The sequence below is a fragment of the Candidatus Zixiibacteriota bacterium genome, from assembly GCA_040752595.1.
Taxonomy (GTDB): Bacteria; Zixibacteria; MSB-5A5; order WJJR01; family WJJR01; genus JACQFV01.
The window spans coordinates 59,838-78,805 of record JBFMGX010000006.1; the positions used below are offsets into that span (position 1 = coordinate 59,838).

An 18,968-nucleotide genomic window follows, 5' to 3' on the forward strand; every position below is an offset into this window, starting at 1 on the left:
CCTGGCATCGGCATGTGCCGGATGCCGATGTTCATTACAGAATCACGAGTTCAGCCCGCAACGCCCCGGCTTCACGCAGGGCCTGGAAAATGGCGATGATGTCGCGCGGTGTGGCGCCGATGGCATTGAGACTCTCCGCCACCTCCTGGATGGTCGTTGACCCGGGGAGACTCACGACATGGGCTTCCTCATCTGAGACCGTGATGGCGCTCTGTGTTTCGACGACCGTCTGACCCTGCGACAGCGGCGCCGGCTGGCTGATTACCGGCTGCGACTGGATCTGCACGGTGATGCCGCCATGGGCGATGGCGACCGGCGCGATCGACACGTGCTGCCCCGCAACAATCGTACCCGTCTTCTCGTTGATCACCACCCGCGCCACGTCGTCCGGTTCAACGGAAAGGGATTCCAGCTCCGCGATGAAGGCAGCGCGACTCTGTGTCGCCGCATAATCGGCGGGGAGCGAAACTCGAACGGAAGCCGGCCCGGAAACCTCCGCGATGGGCCCCCAGCGTTTGGCGATGACCGCCGCCACCCGTTGCGCCGTCGTCCAATCGGGATCCAGCAGGGCCAGTTCGACGCCGGTCGGATCATCCGTCAGTCGAACCAGCGGCTCCTCCAATGTGGCTCCGCCGGGCACACGGCCGACCATGCTGTAATTCCGCGTCACTCCGGCTCCCCCTTGCGCCTCGACCGCAAAACCGCCGGTCGAGACGGGTCCTTGTGCCGTCGCGTGTACCGTGCCGTCAGCACTGGCCAGCGGCGTCAACAAGAGCGTCCCGCCACGCAGACTCTTGGCATCGCCGATCGATGACACCGTCACGTCAAAGCGCTCTCCCCGCACGGCCAACGGCGACAGCGATGCCGTGACCATGACCGCCGCCACGTTCTTCACTTTGACCTGTTCCGGGTCGACCGTGATCCCCATGCGGCGCAGCATGCTGGTCAGCGTCTGGACCGTGAACTTCGTTCCCTGCCCGTCGCCCGTCCCTTCCAGACCGACAACCAGTCCATAGCCGAACAGGTTTGCCCGCCCGGTCCCGGCCACGTGGGCGATGTCCTTAAGGCGGACGGCTGCCAAGGCATCATTGGGAGTAATAACCGCCATCCCCAGGACCGGAAAGGCGAGCATCACGAATAACCGACGCGTGGCACTTATCCGTTCATTCACAAGACTGCTCCTTGACGGCTTCCCTATCCCTTCTGACCAAAGACCATTCGACATCCCACACTGTATATGAGTTGCTCGTGCCACGGGTCTTTAGCAGGCTGCTGAAGAAGGTCACTCCATGTCATTCTGAGCCCCGCCGCTGTTGGGCGGGGCGAAGAATCTGCTGTCGGTTTCATAGGTAGAAACAGCAGATCCCTCGTCCGCCAAAGGCGGACTCGGGATGACAATGGTCGGTCAGGTCCGCATTTCTTGGGTTTTTCAGCAACCTGTTAGACCCGTGAACTCCCAAGGGTGGAGCGGGGCGGCACGGGTCTGAAGACCCGTGGCACACCGCTTCACTCGGGTTATGAAACCGACTCCAGACAGTGGATGCTTCGCTCAACACGACACACTCGTTCTCTAGCTCCCCGAGGTGTTCTTCAGCGACCTGTCAGAGTACCGCGTGAATCAGAACAACCAGTTCAGGAATCGTGTAATGAACCCCGGCCGTCCGGCGTTGCTCGAGGCACCTTTCCCTCTGTAGCCGATCTGGGCGTCGGCGATCTGGTATGAATAGACGGTGTTGTCCGGGCCGACGTCTTCCGCCCGCACGATCCCCGTCAACGTCAGCATTTCCTTGTCGTTGTTGATCCCGACAACACGATTCCCCTCGATCACCAGATCCCCGTTGTCGCGCACCCCGACGACCTGAACGGTCATCTGCGCCTTCAGTTGCCCGGCACGGGCCGTCTGACCTTGATTGTCAGATTGATTCGACAAAGTCGCGTCGGCGCCGAACAGACCGATGAAGTCGAAGGGCCCCACACCAGGTCCGCCCTCGACTTTGAAGTCGCTGCTCTTCTTTGTGTTTGTGCTTACGGCATTCCGTGCCGTCGCCGATTCCACGATCAGAACCGTCAACAGGTCGCCGACCTTGTGCGCTTTCAGGTCGGTATAGAGAGAGGCGCTGCGAATCTGCGTGTACGGCGCCGCGGCCAATCCGGCCGACCAACCGACAAGGAACACGGCCGTCAGGCCGAGGCGCATCGGCCGCGACCGTAGACTCCCAAGACGATGATCCTGCAACATCACGTCACCTCACAAAGGTATGGGCACGGTCATGGTACCGGGCACACGGTATTTCCATCGATGACGGAAACCGTCAGCCAACGCCCGCCGGATTGCGGTTTCACGCGAATCTTCTGACCCCGGTAACCATCTTCCATCGCCACCGCGGATCGGGCGACGCGGACAGCGCCGGTGGTGTACGCGATCATGACAGAGGCACCGCGCCGTACGACCGGGATCTCGACGACCCAGCGACGATCGACAATCCGCCCCGGGTTGATCGTACGGTCGGCCCAACGTCCGACGACGGAATCGGCGTCGCACATTACCCACTTCGACACGTCGGTGATCGGCCGCCGCTCTCGCGTCAAGTCCTGCGGTCGTATCATGGCGTGTCGGCTGAGCGGTCGTGCCGTGACCAGGACATCCGCATAGAGATCAACCCGCACCGGCACCGACAGGACGGCTATGGTGCCCGCTTGATTGGCCAATGTGACACGAACCGTCGTCGGACCGACAACGTCGGCGTAGGTGGGAATATCGACGTCGACCTTCTCGGCCTCAGAGCAGTCTGCGTCGAGCCGGATCGTGTGCACAGTGATCTGCACCTGCTCGTTCGACAGACCAAGATGCCGGGCGACGGCTGCGCCAATCGCACTCTGCAACCGTTCCCGACACGCGGGCCCGATTTCCGCCGCGATCGCCGTGCGGTGCACGGTGAGTACCACAGTCAGCGTGAGGCCGACTGCGATGGCGCGTAACGAGTGTCGGACTTGCCTCATCGCTTCAGTTCATTGGCGACGGCCGCCATTTCATCGGCCGTCTGGATCGCCTTCGCGTTCGTCTCGTAGGCGCGCTGGGCCACGATCATGTTTACCATCTCGTCCACAATCTGGACGTTTGACATCTCGAGGTACCCCTGCGCCAGCTCGCCAAAGCCGTTCTGCGATGGGTTTCCGAGGATCGCGTCGCCGGATGACACCGTGGCGCGATAGAGATTGTGTCCGATCGCTTCCAGCCCGGAGGGATTCAGGAACTTCGCCAATTCGATCTGGCCGACTTCTTGCGGCTCCGTCTGTCCGGGGAGGGACACCTGTAAACGCCCATCGATGCCGATCGCCACGCCCTGCGTATCCTGTGGCAGTGTGAGCTCGGGATTGAGGAAGAACCCATCGGCGGTCACCAAGCGCCCGTCGCCGGAGAGCTTGAACGACCCGTCGCGGGTGTAGGCGATCGTGCCGTCGGGCATCGAGATCTGGAAAAAGCCCTGGCCCTGGATCGCGACGTCGAGCGGATTGTCGGTGGGATTCATGTCACCCCCGGAAAACTCCCGGGTCGAGGCCACCGGCCGGGAGCCGTACCCGACCTCCAGGTTGACCGGCACGACGTTCAGGGCCGACACATTGGTCCCCGCCCGGCGCACCCGTTCATAGAGAACATCCTGAAATTCGACCTTCGACTTCTTGAATCCGGTCGTGTTGATATTCGCCATATTATTGGCGATCGTATCGATGTTCATCTGCTGGGCGATCATCCCGGATGCCGCCGTGCGCAGTGCCTTGATCATGCTCTCTCTCCTACCCGATCACCGTCGCGGACCGAGCGTTGCTTGCCGTCTACGACCTGACGCGGCCGAGCTCGTTGATCGCGCGTCCGAGCGACTCATCCTGCACGAGAATCGACTTCTGGACCGCTTCGAATCCGCGCACGATATCGATCATGTTGACCATCTCATCGACCGGGGCGACGTTGGATTGCTCCAGGTACCCCTGCCGCAAAAGCGACGATGAATCCTCTTCGGGTTGCCGGACCGGATCACGGATCGTGAACAGCGACCCGGAGGATCGTGACAGCACACTCGTATCATCAAAGCGAACCAGGCGCAGGGCGCCGACGTTGAGGCCGTCGACCGAGATGCCGCCATCGGTCGCTATCGTGACGGTCCCCGGCGGGAGTTGGATTTCACCCGTCTTACCCTGAACCGTGTTTCCCTCCGGTGTGGTCAGGACGCCGTCCGCGGACACCGTGAAGTGGCCGTTGCGCGTGTAGCGTTCGCCCGAGTCCGTCTCGACGACGAAGAACCCATCTCCTTCGATGGCAAGATCCAGTGCATTGCCGGTCTCTTCCATGGTGCCCGGCGTGAAATCGATCGCCAGCCCGGTTTGCACCGCCGACTCTCCCGGACGCGTCGATTGGGCGCGGTCCAGCAACTGCTCAAAGACCAGATCGCGCTTGAACCCGGCCGTCGAAGCGTTGGCGAGATTGTGAGCAGAGACTTCCTGTCGTCGGATGCGCGGCAGCATCGCGGCTGCGGCAGCGGACAACCCCCTCAGCATGTACTACCTCCCCGCAAATGCTAGGCAAAGACCGTGCCCGCTTGTGAGACGTTGACGTGAATGAAGCGGCGCCAGCATGGACTCGCTGCTGCCGCCCAAAACGCTCCGTATCTCAACGACTCTCAAGGGCTTGGCAATCAGTCCGGTCATCGCATGGTACGCGCGGTCGCCGCGAGTCGAGCCGTTCGACCCGCCGGTCGCTCGAGCCGCAACATGTGGGGTAGAATCTTCCGAGGGCGGTGGACAATCTCTCCCATTTGGCAGTGTGGCTGTTCAAGACTGGTGCGGCTCGCCGCCTTCACCAGTCCAGAAGTGATCCGGGTGGTCGGCGGCCTGCGGTCGTACGTCATCGGGGGTTGCATGCTCGCGCACCCAGCGGAAGATGTGCCGGGCCATTTCCATCGTGTCATTGAGCGAAGCCGTCAACCGTTCGAGAGTACTCTCGTCGGGAACGCCGACATCCCGCCAGCGATTCCAGATTGTCGGCGAGGTGGGTTTCGTTAGCGTCGAGCCACGTTCCATGGCCGTCACTGCGTCGGCCACGTCCTGCGAGACGCGCGTGATCCGTGAGACCAAATCGAGCATGTCGCTGTTGAGTTGATGCCCGCCCATGTGCAGCTGCTTCAGCTTCGCGGCAGCAACGGCGAGGTTGACGGCCAAATAACGCGCGCGGTCTCCCAGCGCGCGAACCGCGTCGACGACGTCGCGCAACTCACGTGTCCCCTGGTCCGCCGTTGACATATTGGCCTTGCTCTCCGCCATCCCGCCTTGAGCGGGCTGGGCACGTAGTCTGCCCGAGGGTGTGATGGTACCGTGTTTCTCTTGCCACTCAGTCGCTGCCGTCCTTGTCCAAGGCCCCGGGGCTTGGCGGGGGCGACTCCATCTTCCTGCCTAATGTTGCGGACGTCCCGCCCGCCGCCGTTCTCACCGCGCGCGGAGTCCGCAACAAATCGGCGCAATACCCCGACACGGCGGCGGCGGCGCGCCAATCCAGCGTGCGCATCCGATTGTGAATCTCCACCGGGTCATTGTTGTAGAACGGGTCCAAGCGATCGTCGTCCGCCACCTGCCAGGTTCCCTCTCCCCGGTCGCTCAACCGCAATCGCTTCGAGCCGATCAGATGCCGCTGCCCGGCATCATAGAGTCTGACATCCAGGAAGACGTGGGCGTCGACCCGACGCCGGTTGAGCACATAGGGAACGGACAGCCCGCGCGCGGACGCCAGGTTGCGGGAGACCATCTTGACCCACAGGATCAGGTCCGCGTCCGCCGATGTTGCCAGCCTTTGCGCCGCGAACGGATCGAATATACGATGGCGCGACAGTCCCAATGTCCGCAGGATGGCATGGGCCGCCTCCGGTTCGATCACAGTGCGCTCCCCCGAGGCACCGAGCCGATCGACCAGAAAGCTCTCAAAGTCCGCGGCCGCATACATCTCGTCCTGATCGGCGATCCAGACGAAGATTCTCGGTGCTTCGCGCGATGGCGCCACGGCTGTCCACGGGGTGTTGTGTTGGGCTCGCGCACTGCTGAACCCTACGCCAGCCGACAACAGGACGGTCAGCCAACAGCGCGCGCTGAGCGGGGGTGCGTTCATTCGGATTCCGTCTCAATCTGCCGCTGAAACACATACCGGGAGATGATCCGGCCCAGTCCCTCGGTGAAGTCCTTGGGATGTTCCGTCAGGCGCGCCAGACCGGCGGCCAGAGCGTGGTCATTGAGCTGCGCGGGATCCAGAAACTCCACCCCGACCAATCGCTCTCCGTCTTCACTGTCCTCGACACGTTTCACCCGCCCCAGGACGCTGGTCAGGGCATCGAACCCCTTGATATCGAACTTCATCAGAACGAGTGACCCCGACGTGACGGCATCATGGGTGGAGATCAAGGCGCCCCCGCCCGAGAGATTGAGCAAGACGCCGGCCTTCTTCTCCGGATGCAGCCGCACGCGACCATCGGCGTCCGTGACGATCGTGGCGAAGGCGACGGGAGAGAAGATCTCCAGGCGCACATAGCGCCGTTTCTGCTGTTTGACCGGCGGTCGACCGAGTCGCTCGGTCGTGTCTCTGTCGGCTCCCACCCGTCCCGTTGTGGATCGGCGATTCTGATTCTTCATGGTCTCCTCACACTCGCGCCGACGAAGCGGCGTCGCGCAACTCGTGCATCTGTTCCACCGACAAGTCGACGATGTGGCGCGCCAGTGCCGCCTTGGTCTTGTCGGTCCCCATCTGACGAATCCAGTCCCGCCCCAGGCGTGCCGCCAGGGTCAGGTACCGCTGTGCCTCATCGTACTCCCCCACCCGACGAGCCAGCTCGCCCACCATGTAGGCCACCTGGATCTGGGCGTTTCCGGGTTCAATCCCCCGGCCTTCCTCGTACGCCTGGCGGTAGTGCCGACACGCCAACTGCAACGCCTCTACCTCATTGGTCGGGGTCTCCGGCCACTCCGCCTTCAATGACAGCAGGAACGCTGCATAGGATGGGTATTCATCATATGCGTCGTCACCGGTCGTCACACCAACGCCGACGACAGGTCCGCTATCCTGGGTCAGCGACCGAGTCATATCCTCCAGCTCATTCGAGTAACGCCCGATCTGCTCGGCCAGGCCGTTCATGAAAGCACGACACCGGGTCGCTCTCTCGTCGTCGGGTGTTGCACTGCCAGCCTCGGGATTCCGTTCAATAATGCCGCGAATAGTCTCGATCCTCTGAGTTGTTCGCTGCATACAGGTATCAAGCTCCTTGAGGGCACTGGACAGTTGCTGGCGGGCCGAGGCATGCTGCGACGGCAACGCCATCCCGTGCTCTCCGGCCTCGCGGAACAGCCAGCCGATGCGGAGATACCAACGCCCGAGATCAAAATGCGAGGGGTGGTCCAGGATCTCCTCGTCGAGGATGCCCAGGAGGAGCTTGTTGACGGCTGTCGGCAAGGGGAATGATGAAGGCCAGTTCGCGCGCCCGAGGCGCCGTACCGGACCGTCGGCGGACGCCAACAGGTTCAGGTGCCGCTGCCGGACCGTGGTCTGTCGGTAGAGACGAAACGTATTGTCCGTCTTCCACTCGCGGAACTTGCGGGTGAACTCACGCGTGTAGAAGCACGAGGAGCATGTCGCCATGAAATAGAGAAGCGGGTTGATGTTCTGGTAGCGCGGATTGCGCCATGTGCGGCCGGTCGGACAAAAATCGCTGTCGCGTCCCTCCTCGGTATAGGCCCCCATCTTGATGGTCTCGTATTCGTTGACCGTCTTGCACACGGGGCACTCGACGGGCGTCAGATAGAACGGCGTATCCGTGTAGTTCATGGGCGCGTCCTCTCCGCCGAGCGTCGCTCGACAAACTCCAACAAACGCTGGCGCAACTGGTCGGGAGGAGGTGTCGCGCGCCCGAGGCGTTCGGGGGCGCGGCGCAGATTAATGTAGCCCAGCGGTGCTCGTCCCGTCGATTCCTGGGCCGCGACCGCGGGTTGGGTTGTTGCCGCGACTCCCTCACGCACCGCCAGACGACGAGCGTGCGCCGTCCGACCTGTCAAATCCGTCATCGGGGTCGGTGTGTGAGCCGAGATGGCCATTCGTGCGACCCAGAGTACGGCGGCCAAGAGCGCCAACTTCGACGCGACGGCCAATCCCACCTCTCCCCAAAACAGGGGATCTGTCATGATATCCATCGTATAAATTCCTTTGTGGTGCCCGACCGCCGACGGTCAGACCTGGACATCGAGATGGATCGATGCCGGATCGGGCGGCTGCTGGTGTTTGCCTTCAGGCGTGGTTTCCTTGGTTTCTGGTTCTGTCTCGCCGTCGCCCGGTCTGTCCGGCTCCCGGCCTTTATTCTTCTTGCGCTCCTGCTGTCTGTCGTCCTGCTCGCGATGGATGATGACCTCATCACTCTGCTCCGGAGCGGTGGGCTTGCGTTGCGCGACTTGGGCCTTTTGGGTCACGGTCATCATTGCCTGCCTCTGGTCGTTCTCCGGGGCCGCCCGCTGAGTCTGCGCAATCCGCTCCGCCGCGGGTGTCTTGGCCAGGTTGTCCTGCAGCTCCACCGGTCTGACCATGGCACGGTCTCCCCCACGGACTACAATCCGAATCGCTCCCGCACCATGCCGCGCAGCTTCCCCACCGATTTGGTGTGGATCTGCGAGACGCGCGACTCGGAGATGCTCATGACCTCCCCGATCTCTCTGAGCGTCAATTCCTCGTAGTAGTACAGCGCGATCACCAGTTTCTCCTGCTCGGAGAGATTCGAGATGGCGTTGATCAGATACGCCCGCAGCTCCTGACGTTCGATGACGCCGAGGACGCTGTCGCCATGCGGCGCTTCGAGGGTTTCCACGCGCGGCACCTGGCGATTATCCTCTTCGCGGTAGACGAGCTCGTCGAGCGACAGCAGTGTCGTCCCGGAGAGATCGTCCAGCGCCGCCGACAGCTCTTCGACGGATATCTTCATGTCCCCGGCCAGCTCCGGCTTCGTCGGGACACGGCCGAGGCGGTTTTCCAACCGTACGGTGGACCGGTCGATCTCCCGCGCCTTGGCCCTGGTCGAGCGCGGTACCCAGTCGAGCGAGCGCAACTCGTCGAGAATGGCGCCGCGGATGCGCGGCACGGCAAAGGTCTCGAACTTGACGCCGCGATTGGGATCAAAGTTCTTGAAGGCCTCGATCAGCCCGATCACGCCGGTCGATATGAGGTCGGAGAGCTCAACCGACTTGGGGAACCCCAACGCCATCCGTCCGGCCACATTGCGCACCAGGGGCAGATAGCGATTCAGAAGTTCCTCGCGGATGGCCGGATCGCCGGAGTGGCGGTAGGCGTCCCATTGACGCTGAACCTGAGGTGCCGACGGACTGCGTCGAATGTTCGCCTGCTTCGTGGACGAAGCTGTCGCCTTGCGGCCCCGAGTCGAGGTCGTGCTCACAGGCATGGAATCGTCTCCCTCTTCTATCTTTGTATCGGCGGCCGAGGCCGTCGGCGTTATGCGCAAAACGACTCTTCGCCTCGACCGTCCGAATGGCAGGGTGCCACGTGCGGGACTTGCCGCGGCGGTGATGGATCGTGTCTGACGGCCGGTCACGGCTGCCCCACTTTCGCAGAGATTGCATGGCGATCCAGATGGATCTCCCATGCGAGGTGTTCGGCCAGGCCGACGCGTAAGTCGGTGGCGGTGAAGGCGGTGATGTCGTCGACCGGGTCGGTTCCCGATGTTCGGTAGGACGGCAGAAGGCCGCTGTCTCGCGCCATGCTGTAGACGGCCCACCAGGGTTGCATCTCGTCCCAGCGTGTGACCAACAGATGCGAGGCGCGAAACGGCAGAAACCGTTGGCAGTCGTTCCGCCACGCTTGGGGCGACCCAGTCGCCGCCAGCACCTGAGCCACGACGTCGGGCTTCAGGTTCCGGCGGATGATCTTGGCGGGAGCCGTCAGCGCGGCGTGGCGCGCACTGGGGGCGTACTCGACGAATAGGTCTTCACGTCGGTTTTGTCGCAGCTCTTTCCAGAAGCGGGAATCGCCAATCGCGCCGGCGGAGAACTCGAGTTCGCCGCGTTCGCACCACGTCGCCAGCCGTTCCTGAGCATGATCGAGCGAATCGCTGATGACCGCCAACCGTGGTCGTCTGCCGGTATGTCGCCAGCGCACCGCCGATGCCTGGAACAGAGCGGTCGACCGTCCCACCCCGCGTCCTCCGACGAGGAGCACGGTCATACCCGTCGGGCGTGTCTCGAGGAATGCCTCCGCGGGAGGAAGCGACTCGGCCAAGTGCGTCGCAAAGGCTTCGATGATTCCACCGGCGAGGGCATGTTGGGTTGCCAACCACTCGCGCAGCAGCAGCCAGACCGAGTCCTGGCCGCCGTGGCGGCGCAACGTACCCACGGCTTCGATCAGATCACGGAGTGGACGCTGCCACGCGTCCCATGGCAGTGACAGAGATTCACCGTTGCCGTCTGCGGGACTTGGTGAGGCGGCGGCACCCTCCTCACCCTGATTTGTCGCCAGCGCCCCGGCGATGTGCAGACTCTTGGGTCCCTCGGCGGGTTCTGGTGGTGTCTTGGGTTCCACGGCGGCGGTAATCCGCACCGTTCCCAATCCGTCACCGGTCTGTGTATCGAGGATCATCGCGTCAGCACCAAGTGCTGCGCGCACACGGTCGAGCGTCATGCGGACGCTCGGTCCCGTGAAGGTCTGCACGATCACGGCTTACCTCCGGAACGCGGCAATGGCGCCGCGGCGTTCAGAACGCCACTGGGTCGTACCACTTCGCTGATTTCAATCCTGACGCTCGGTAGAAGGTCATTGAACGAGAGCACAACGAGGGCCGGATGTCGTGTCTCCACAAAGCGTCGGAACACAAGCCGCAGGTTGGGCGGCACCAGCGCGATGGCATTCTGACCCCGCCGCACCATCCGATCCACCGCCGCGCCGATCGCCGCGATGATCTGCTCGGCTGCGTCCGGCGCGATGTTGAGATGAAACCCCGCCGGCGACTGCGATACCGATTCGGCCAGGAACTTCTCCAGTGACGGATCGAGCGAGATCGCGGCGATCGTCCCGGAGGGATCGGCATAGGTCTGCGTGATGGAACGCTTCAGGGCCCGACGGGCGTACTCAGAGAGAACGTCGGTGTCCTTGGTCAGCGGCCAGTAGTCGGAGAGCGTTTCGAGGATCGTGACCAGATCCTTGATCGGTAGCCGCTCGCGCAGGAGGTTTTGCAGGATGCGTTGCACCGGGCCGGCGGAACCGACTTTGCCGAGCACCTCATCCACCAGCACCGGGTAGTCGCGTTTCAGATGATCCAAGAGCGATTGAACGTCCTGACGGGAGATGATCTCGGCGGCGTGAGATCGTATGATCTCGGTCAAATGCGTTGCCATGACCGCGGCCGGCTCGACGACGGTGTATCCTTTCAGTTCGGCGCTCTCGCGCGACGCCGGGGCGATCCAGCGCGCCGACAGCCCGAAGGCCGGTTCCGCACCGGGGATGCCGCCGAGTTCGTCGTCGTTGAGACCGCCCGGATTGATCGCCAACAGGTAATTCATCATCAGTTCGCCTGTGGCGACGCGGACACCGCGGAGCTTCACGACGTATGTCGCGGGATCGAGCGAGACATTGTCGCGGATCCGCACGGGGGGAACGACAAAGCCGATCTCCTGTGCCAGTTGGCGACGTATGACGGCGACGCGGTCGAGGAGGTCTCCGCCCGAGGCCGCATCGACGATCGGGATCAGACCGTATCCGATCTCCACTTCCAGGATATCCAGCCGCAGGAAATCCTCCGGTTTCGGTTGTGGAGCCGGTGCTGTCGCGGCTGTCGCTGCGGTCGAATCGCTTTGCTTTCGCGCCCGTCCGGAGATGTAGGCACCGGTGCCGGCAACCGCTCCCAGCGCGAGGAACGGCAGCGTCGGCATTCCCGGAACGAAGCCGAGGAGGATCAGAATCGCCGCCGCCACCCCAATCGCCCGCGGTCGTTGCGTCAACTGTTTGCTCAAGTCCTGACTGAGGTCGGATTCCGCCGCGGCACGCGTGACGAGCATGCCGGCCGCGACCGAGACCAGCAGCGCCGGCACCTGCGTGACCAGCCCGTCGCCGACCGACAGCAACGTGTATGTCCGAGCGGCATCGGCGAGACTCATGCCGCGCTGCAAGACGCCGACGATCAAGCCGCCGATGACATTGACGGCGGTGATGATGATCCCGGCGATGGCATCGCCGCGCACGAACTTGCTGGCGCCGTCCATGGCGCCGTAGAAGTCGGCCTCACGGGCAATCGACAGCCGTCGCCGCCGCGCTTCATCATCGCCGATCAACCCGGCGTTCAGATCGGCGTCGATGGCCATCTGCTTGCCGGGCATGGCATCCAATGTGAAACGCGCGGCCACTTCGGAGATGCGTCCGGCGCCCTTGGTGATGACGACAAACTGGATGATGACGAGAATCAGGAAGATGATGAAGCCGACAACGTAGTTCCCCTTGACGACGAAGCCGCCGAAGGAACTGATCACCTCACCGGCATAGCCCTCGGATAAGATCAGACGGGTCGAAGCGACGTTCAGCGACAGCCGCATGAGCGTCACGATCAACAGCATGCCGGGGAAGACCGACAGCTCCAGCGGCGCCGTGACATAGAGCGTGGCCAAGAGCACCACGAGCGAGAAGGTGATGTTGAACGCCAGGAGGAAGTCGAGCAGCGTCGCCGGAACCGGGATCACCAATACGCCGATGATCGTCAGCACCGCCAGCGCGAGCGCGATGTCGGCATTGGCGCCGACCGACTTGAAGAGATGGGGACGGTCGGTCACGACGACGCTCCTTCGGGTGCCGCTTCCGCCGCATGGACGCGTCCGCGCAGGCGATAGACGTAGGCCAGCACTTCGGCCGTGGCGCGGTACAGCTCCGCCGGGACGATCGCTCCGACCTCAACGGACGCATAGAGGGCACGTGCCAGCGGCGGATTCTCCACGATCGGCACATGCGCCTGGGCGGCGATCTCGCGAATCTTCTGCGCCAGCAACCGTGCGCCCTTCGCAACGACCGTGGGCGCGCTCATCGTGTCGGCATCGTACTTCAATGCGACGGCCAACTCCGTCGGGTTGGTCACGACGACGTCGGCCTTCGGGATCTCGCGCGTCATGCGCATGCGCGCCAGTTCGCGCTGCACCTGGCGGATGCGCGAGCGCATGAGCGGCGAGCCCTCGTATTGCTTCAGTTCCTCACGGACCTCGTACTTGCTCATCCGCAGCGAGCGTTCGTAATCCCAGCGCTGGAAGGCATAGTCGAAGAGCGCCAAGAGCAACAGCGCGAGGACGATCTTGATGGCGACGCGGAAGATCGCGCCGCCGACAAACGTGAGAATCGCCACCGGGTCGGCGCCCGTCAGTGTGACGAAACCGCCGAACTCCGATCGGACCGCGTAGTAGGCGACGATGCCGATCAGCGTGAGCTTCAGCAGATCCCGTAACAACTCGACCAGCGACCGCCGGGAGAACAGTCGCTTGAAACCACCGACGAGATTGAGTTTGTCCAACCGCGGTTGCAGCGTTTCGGCCGTCATCTGAAAGCCGACCTGCGCGGCGTTGATCACAACGCCCACGACGACGACAACCCCAAACAGGGGGACCAGGATGATCGCCGTGCGCACCGCCACGTGGCGCAGGATGGCCGTGAATCCCTCCGGACCGACGGGAACCGCGGCCAGATTGCCGAGGTAATGCCGCATCAACGCCGACAGTCCGGTGATCAACGAGGGCGCAACGAAGAAGAGCAGCAGAACGCCCGCGAACAGCACGGCAAACGAATTCAACTCCGCCGAGCGGGCGACCTGTCCCTTCTTGCGGGCCTCTTCACGGCGACGTGGAGTTGCCGGTTCGGTCTTTTCTTGGAAGGATTCTTCCGCCATCGGGCCATTGCCCCGGTCTCAGGGTCGCGCCAAGGCCGCGATGATCCGCTGCGTGTCGCTTTGGATTTGAGAAAAGGACTGCGTGAACGTCTGCGCGACGAGTGGGAGCGCCGCCCCCAGCACCAGCAGTCCGACGCCGATCTTCAGCGGAAAGCCGACCACGAAAATGTTCATCTGCGGGACCGTCCGCGACACGATCCCGAGCGCCACGTCGGTCAGGAGCAGTGTGACCACGACGGGCGCGCCGAGCTTCACGGCGGTGACGAGAAAAGTCGCGGACAGGCGGATCACCAGCTCCGCAACGGGACCGTGAAATGCCCCACCACCCACCGGGATGACGCGATACGTGTCGACAAGCGCCGTGATCATCAGGTGATGGCCGTCCATCATCAGCAGGAGCAATAGAGCCAGGATGTACTTGAATTCACCGATGAGAGAGACCTGATCAGGCGAGTTGGGGTCGATGGCGACGGCAATGGCGAACCCCATCTGCAGGCCGATGATGTCGCCGGCCGCGCGCACGGCCCAGAACAGAACGGCGAAGCAGAAACCAATCAGGCCGCCGATGATCAGTTCATGAGCCGCCCACGCTGTGATCGTCAGCACGGATGGCGGCGCCGCAGGGACGGAGGCGGAAATGATCGGGCCAATCGTCAGCGTCAGCGCCAACGCCGCCGGAATCCGGACGCGCGTGGGAATGGTGCGATCACCCCAGAACGGTGCCGTAACAAAGAAGCCACCGACCCGGAACAGCGCCCACAGATAGGACCAGATCCAATCGAACGTGTTGAAGTCGAGATTGCTCATCGGGCCTGGACCGCTCGCCGTGGGCGCACTTCGCCCATTTCGTCAAGCCCTTGAGCAAGTCCAGTGCCGACCCCGCCTGGGCCACGAGACGCTGTGATGGATAAAGACTTACGGGATCAGAACGAATTGTCGATCGACGTTTCCGGGGCACGAGAGAGAAAGTTCTTCCGCACGATTGAGTCGAAGTCTCCGCAAGAGGGAATCTGCCGATACCCCCGCATTCCCACCGGGCGCGCTGTCACCCAGTCAGCGTCGGGATACCCGCAAACAGTCGCGCCGTGAAGCCCACCAACATGTTCATGATCCACGGCAGGAAGACCAGGAACGCCACAAGAACGGTGAGGATCTTCGGCACAAATGTCAACGTCATCTCCTGGATCTGGGTCACGGCCTGGAGAATGGAGATGACCACGCCCACAAGCAGCCCGAGGACAAGCATGGGCGAAGCGACCAGCAGCGTCAGCGTGATCGCTTCCCGTCCCAACCCCAGGACATACTCGGTTGTCATCACATCTCTCCGGACTGCGGCGTCAGTGGAACGACGCTACCAGCGACTGAACGACCAGGTACCAGCCATCGACGAGAACGAAGAGCAGGATCTTGAACGGCATGGCGACCATGATGGGCGGCAGCATCAGCATCCCCATCGACATCAGGACCGAGGCGACCACCATATCAATAATCAAGAATGGAATGAACAGGACGAAGCCGATCTGGAAGGCGACGCGCAGCTCGGAGATGACGAACCCCGGCACCAGCGCACGGAGTGGAACGTCGGCGGCGGTCGCCGGCTTTGCGAGATTGGCCAGACTCATGAACAAGGCCAGGTCCTTCTCGCGCGTCTGCTTCAGCATAAACTCGCGCAACGGCGCCATGCCGCGCGTAAAGGCGGTCGTGCGGTCGATTGTTCCATCCGTATAGGGTTTCAACCCCTGTTCATACGCTGCCGTAAACACCGGGGTCATGATGAACATGGTCAGGATCAAGGCCAGGCCAACCAACAACTGCGCCGGCGGCAACTGTTGTGTGCCCAGCGCGTGCTTGAGAAACGACAATACGACGATGATCCGCGTGAACGATGTCATTGTGATCACAATGGAGGGCGCCAGCGACAGTACGGTCAAAAGCAGCAAAATCTGCACGCTGGCCGACATGTCGGCCGGCGTCTTGGCCGGCTCGACGCCGATCGAGATCTTGGGAAGGCCCTGCGCGAGACCCGTGTCGGGGGCCAGCATGACCAGCGCGGCGATGGCGAGTGCTGCCGTGACCAGAGATGCCGAGAGCCGCAGGCGCAATGTCCACCTCAATCCTTGGCCGTGTTCGACCCGGGCGCCAGACGAAAGACACTCAGCCCGCCGGAGAGTCGGCGGCGCGCTTGCTGCCAGAGACGTCCGGCCGATCGTGGACCAGTCGCCGCGCCCGCCGCATCGCCGGTACCCGCCGGCCCCAATGATCGCTCCAGCCCGATGTCCTCCGGCGTCAACTCGGTCAACATGCCGATCTGATGATCGGTGACGCCGAGTACGAGGATACGCCGCCCGATCAGCACGACTTCAACCGACTTGCGCGGGGCCAGATAGACGCGCTCCACGACTTTGATGCTGTTGCTGCCCAATCCCGTCCAGCGTCCCTTCAGAGTACGCCGCAAGAGCCAGAGCGCACCCCAAGCCAGCAGGAGCACCAGAACCAGTGAGCCGAAGAGTCGCGCCACGGACGGCCACAGATCGGATTGACCAACACCGGGCAGAGGCATCGAACCGTTCCCCGCGCTGTCGCTTTGCGCCTGCGCAATCCTCGCGCAGACGGCCAGCATCACGCCGGTCGGAAGCAGTATGCGGTTTCGTCGTCTCGTTCCCATCGCGCTCCGCGTTCTTCTGGCGAATCAGACGATCTCGCTGCGTTCTTTCGGCGTCAGTAGACTCGTGATCCGCAGGCCGAAGTTCTCGTCCACGACCACGACTTCTCCCCTGGCCACCAGGACATTGTTGACCAGGAGATTCACCGGTTCACCGGCCAGTTTGTCGAGTTCCACGATGGACCCGGGTCCCCAGCACAGAATGTCCCCGATCGGCAGCGTCGTTCTGCCGAGTTCAATCGAAACCGGCAACTTCACGTCCAGGAGCATGTCGATGCTCCCGGCCGCCCCGCCGGACGGTGAATCGCCGAATTGCGGGAACTCGGCCGGATGGGCGACGGCGGGGTGCGCCGCACTGGTTCCGGCACCACCGAAGTCCATCGCGGGGTCTTTGATTCCGGCTTGAGCGGCCACGTCAGGAATCGCCGTCTGGGAGTCCGCCAACGCGTCCGCCCAGGCCGCCTCCAGATCGTCGTTGCCAATGCCGGGGCCGGCCGCCGTCTCCGCGGGCGTTGTGGGGGAAGCCGCCGGCTGCGGCGCGACTTGCTCTTCCGCCGGGAGACCGGCGCCCCCGCCGACAGCGGCGACCGGGTCCTGCTTCTCCACACCGTCCTGATTGCTCAATTCCTCAGCCATGTATCACCTCGGGCCTCAATGTCCTCACGTCATGTCTTGTCTTCTTCCATTGCACCGACCACACGAACGGCACGGTGCCGACCACGCGTCCCCGGCATCCCGATGTACTTCTCCACACCACCCACGAAGATCCTGGCAAATTCCCCCGCTCGTGTGTCCGTGACGATCACGTCGCCCACCCGTACGTTGAGGAACTCGCGCATGGTGATGTCGGTCAGCGCCAGCACGGCCGTCACCTGTCCTTCGACGCCGCGCAATCCACCGGCGATCACGGCCCGTTCCTGATCCGTGCCCCGTGACTTCGAAGCGTCGACCCAGTGTTGTCCCGACAGCTTTTCGACGATCCCTTCCAATGTGATGTAGGGGTAACAGAGCGTGACGATACCGTGAACCTGCAGCAACTTGACCTGAAACGTCGTCACGATCACCGTCTCACCCGGCGGTACGATCTGGATGAACTGCGGTGTGGTCTCGAATCCGGCGATGACGAGATTGGTTTCGACGATGCGTTTCCAGGCCGTCGCCAGCTCGCGCAGGCCCCGTGTCGCGATCGAATCGAGCACGCGGCGCTCGATGCCGGTCAGCTCCCGCTCGATCCCCAATCCCTTGCCGGGACCGCCGAACATGCGGTCCACGAATGCGAAACCGAGCGCGGGAGAGAAATCGATCAGACAGAGACCTTCCAGCGGCGCCATAGAGAATTTGTAGGTGCAGGAAGGCCACGCCAGCGACATGATGAATTCTGAGTACGTGATCTGATCAACGGAGACCAACTCGCAATCAACCACCGCCCGCAGCATCCCGGACAGGGCGGACCCGAGGTGCCCGGCGAAGTTGCCGTGCACATTCTCCAGGGTGCGTATCTGGTCCTTCGAGACCCGGTTGGGGTGTTTGAAATCATAGGTGACTGCGGCCCGTGCCTCCGGTGCGGGTGCCGCGGCCTCCTGGCCGCTGCCACCGGCGGCCGACGACAGCAGGGCATCAATCTCCTCCTGGGATAGGACCTGCGCCATCACACCTCACTGCAAGACATAGTCCACGAAATAGACCGCGGAGATCTTCTCCGCACCAAGCAATTGATTGAGACGCATCAAGATCTCCTGCCGCATCTGGTCACGGCTCTGAAAATCCGTGAGCTGCTCGACGGTGCGCGATGCCAGGACCGAGAGGAGCAAGTCACGCACCTGCACGTCGCGCGCACGCAACAGCTCCGCCGTCTCCTTCCCGAGCAGTTCGAGTCCCAGTGTGGCGGACAGGTAACGGGTCCCGGCGGTCCCGGTGGGATTGACCAGGAGATTGGAGACCAAGTACACCTCGCCGTGGTCGGCCTCGGACGCCTTTGACTCCGGTTCCACGGCGACGGTCGCCGGTGTGGATGCTCCCGGCGCGAAGCGCGGCTTAATGACCTTCATCGTGATCACGAAGGCGACGCCTGCCATGGCGACAACCACGGCCGCAATCGTCAGGAGATTCCTCATGTCGCGTTCAGATGGCCACAGCCACCGGTTCTGTGCGGCACAGCCGGCGGAAGGCTGCCGCCCTCAGGATCACCTCATCGTCCGTCTCCCGCACCAGGATCTTCTTCCCGGTCGTGAGACTGACGATGGTATCCGGCGTCGATTCGATGAACTCGATCAGGTCGGCGTTGACGACGATGGGGCGGCCGTTTAACTGCGTCAGCTTGATCATTGTTGCCCCCCGGTCAATCACGGCCGCGCCGCAGTACGACCGCC

The 18,968-nt window shown here is 63.0% G+C and carries 23 protein-coding genes; all 23 read right to left on the reverse strand.

The genetic code is table 11. From position 1 onward, the window contains the following. Nucleotides 1-34: 34 nt before the first annotated feature. The 23 genes from AB1792_03355 to AB1792_03465 all read right to left on the reverse strand — a co-directional run bounded on the left by AB1792_03355 (nt 35) and on the right by AB1792_03465 (nt 18,924). Entirely contained in the window at nt 35-1,171 is a 1,137-nt protein-coding gene (locus AB1792_03355; protein ID MEW5701246.1) for a flagellar basal body P-ring protein FlgI, read from the reverse strand. 447 nt (nt 1,172-1,618) lie between these two features. Next, nucleotides 1,619-2,239, reverse strand: coding sequence for a flagellar basal body L-ring protein FlgH (locus tag AB1792_03360; protein MEW5701247.1), 621 nt, complete (start codon nt 2,237-2,239; stop codon nt 1,619-1,621). 29 nt (nt 2,240-2,268) lie between these two features. Next, nucleotides 2,269-3,000, reverse strand: a complete 732-nt coding sequence (gene flgA / locus AB1792_03365; GenBank protein MEW5701248.1) for a flagellar basal body P-ring formation chaperone FlgA — start codon at nt 2,998-3,000, stop codon at nt 2,269-2,271. Continuing rightward, nucleotides 2,997-3,785, reverse strand: coding sequence for a flagellar basal-body rod protein FlgG (gene flgG, locus AB1792_03370; GenBank protein MEW5701249.1), 789 nt, complete (start codon nt 3,783-3,785; stop codon nt 2,997-2,999). Before flgG ends, flgA begins: the two co-directional genes overlap by 4 nt. A 49-nt stretch (nt 3,786-3,834) precedes the next feature. Beyond that, nucleotides 3,835-4,554, reverse strand: coding sequence for a flagellar basal-body rod protein FlgF (flgF, locus tag AB1792_03375; protein ID MEW5701250.1), 720 nt, complete (start codon nt 4,552-4,554; stop codon nt 3,835-3,837). Nucleotides 4,555-4,827: 273 nt separating this feature from the next. Further along, the gene (locus AB1792_03380) at nt 4,828-5,316 is read right to left on the reverse strand and encodes a hypothetical protein (protein MEW5701251.1); all 489 of its coding nucleotides are present in this window, start codon (nt 5,314-5,316) and stop codon (nt 4,828-4,830) included. 67 nt (nt 5,317-5,383) lie between these two features. After that, the gene (locus AB1792_03385; GenBank protein MEW5701252.1) at nt 5,384-6,046 is read right to left on the reverse strand and encodes a hypothetical protein; all 663 of its coding nucleotides are present in this window, start codon (nt 6,044-6,046) and stop codon (nt 5,384-5,386) included. 101 nt (nt 6,047-6,147) lie between these two features. Then, entirely contained in the window at nt 6,148-6,669 is a 522-nt protein-coding gene (locus tag AB1792_03390; GenBank protein ID MEW5701253.1) for a PilZ domain-containing protein, read from the reverse strand. 7 nt (nt 6,670-6,676) lie between these two features. Then, nucleotides 6,677-7,855 (reverse strand): DUF2225 domain-containing protein, encoded by a 1,179-nt coding sequence (locus tag AB1792_03395; GenBank protein MEW5701254.1) that lies wholly within the window; start codon nt 7,853-7,855, stop codon nt 6,677-6,679. Then, nucleotides 7,852-8,217 (reverse strand): hypothetical protein, encoded by a 366-nt coding sequence (locus AB1792_03400; GenBank protein MEW5701255.1) that lies wholly within the window; start codon nt 8,215-8,217, stop codon nt 7,852-7,854. Before AB1792_03400 ends, AB1792_03395 begins: the two co-directional genes overlap by 4 nt. Before the next feature lie 36 nt (nt 8,218-8,253). Then, nucleotides 8,254-8,604 (reverse strand): hypothetical protein, encoded by a 351-nt coding sequence (locus tag AB1792_03405; protein ID MEW5701256.1) that lies wholly within the window; start codon nt 8,602-8,604, stop codon nt 8,254-8,256. A 20-nt stretch (nt 8,605-8,624) separates the two neighbouring features. Then, nucleotides 8,625-9,470: a FliA/WhiG family RNA polymerase sigma factor gene (locus tag AB1792_03410; GenBank protein MEW5701257.1), complete on the reverse strand. Its 846-nt coding sequence runs from the start codon at nt 9,468-9,470 to the stop codon at nt 8,625-8,627. A gap of 146 nt (nt 9,471-9,616) precedes the next feature. After that, nucleotides 9,617-10,738, reverse strand: coding sequence for a hypothetical protein (locus tag AB1792_03415; GenBank protein MEW5701258.1), 1,122 nt, complete (start codon nt 10,736-10,738; stop codon nt 9,617-9,619). Further along, on the reverse strand, nt 10,735-12,840 hold the full coding sequence (gene flhA / locus AB1792_03420; protein ID MEW5701259.1) for a flagellar biosynthesis protein FlhA: 2,106 nt from the start codon (nt 12,838-12,840) through the stop codon (nt 10,735-10,737). Before flhA ends, AB1792_03415 begins: the two co-directional genes overlap by 4 nt. Then, nucleotides 12,837-13,937 carry a flagellar biosynthesis protein FlhB gene (flhB, locus tag AB1792_03425; protein ID MEW5701260.1) on the reverse strand — a complete coding sequence of 367 codons (1,101 nt, stop codon included), beginning with the start codon at nt 13,935-13,937 and terminating at the stop codon, nt 12,837-12,839. The genes flhA and flhB overlap by 4 nt, the downstream gene beginning before the upstream one ends. A gap of 18 nt (nt 13,938-13,955) precedes the next feature. Beyond that, entirely contained in the window at nt 13,956-14,744 is a 789-nt protein-coding gene (gene fliR, locus AB1792_03430) for a flagellar biosynthetic protein FliR (protein ID MEW5701261.1), read from the reverse strand. 238 nt (nt 14,745-14,982) lie between these two features. After that, nucleotides 14,983-15,252, reverse strand: a complete 270-nt coding sequence (fliQ, locus tag AB1792_03435) for a flagellar biosynthesis protein FliQ (protein MEW5701262.1) — start codon at nt 15,250-15,252, stop codon at nt 14,983-14,985. Between the two features lie 22 nt (nt 15,253-15,274). Then, complete coding sequence (gene fliP / locus AB1792_03440; protein MEW5701263.1) at nt 15,275-15,979, reverse strand: flagellar type III secretion system pore protein FliP; 705 nt, start codon at nt 15,977-15,979, stop codon at nt 15,275-15,277. 68 nt (nt 15,980-16,047) lie between these two features. Next, nucleotides 16,048-16,602 (reverse strand): flagellar biosynthetic protein FliO, encoded by a 555-nt coding sequence (gene fliO, locus AB1792_03445; GenBank protein MEW5701264.1) that lies wholly within the window; start codon nt 16,600-16,602, stop codon nt 16,048-16,050. A 24-nt stretch (nt 16,603-16,626) separates the two neighbouring features. Further along, the gene (gene fliN / locus AB1792_03450; GenBank protein MEW5701265.1) at nt 16,627-17,235 is read right to left on the reverse strand and encodes a flagellar motor switch protein FliN; all 609 of its coding nucleotides are present in this window, start codon (nt 17,233-17,235) and stop codon (nt 16,627-16,629) included. 29 nt (nt 17,236-17,264) lie between these two features. Further along, the gene (fliM, locus tag AB1792_03455) at nt 17,265-18,248 is read right to left on the reverse strand and encodes a flagellar motor switch protein FliM (GenBank protein ID MEW5701266.1); all 984 of its coding nucleotides are present in this window, start codon (nt 18,246-18,248) and stop codon (nt 17,265-17,267) included. Between the two features lie 6 nt (nt 18,249-18,254). Continuing rightward, complete coding sequence (locus AB1792_03460; GenBank protein ID MEW5701267.1) at nt 18,255-18,713, reverse strand: flagellar basal body-associated FliL family protein; 459 nt, start codon at nt 18,711-18,713, stop codon at nt 18,255-18,257. A 7-nt stretch (nt 18,714-18,720) separates the two neighbouring features. Beyond that, entirely contained in the window at nt 18,721-18,924 is a 204-nt protein-coding gene (locus AB1792_03465; GenBank protein MEW5701268.1) for a flagellar FlbD family protein, read from the reverse strand. Nucleotides 18,925-18,968 lie beyond the last annotated feature (44 nt).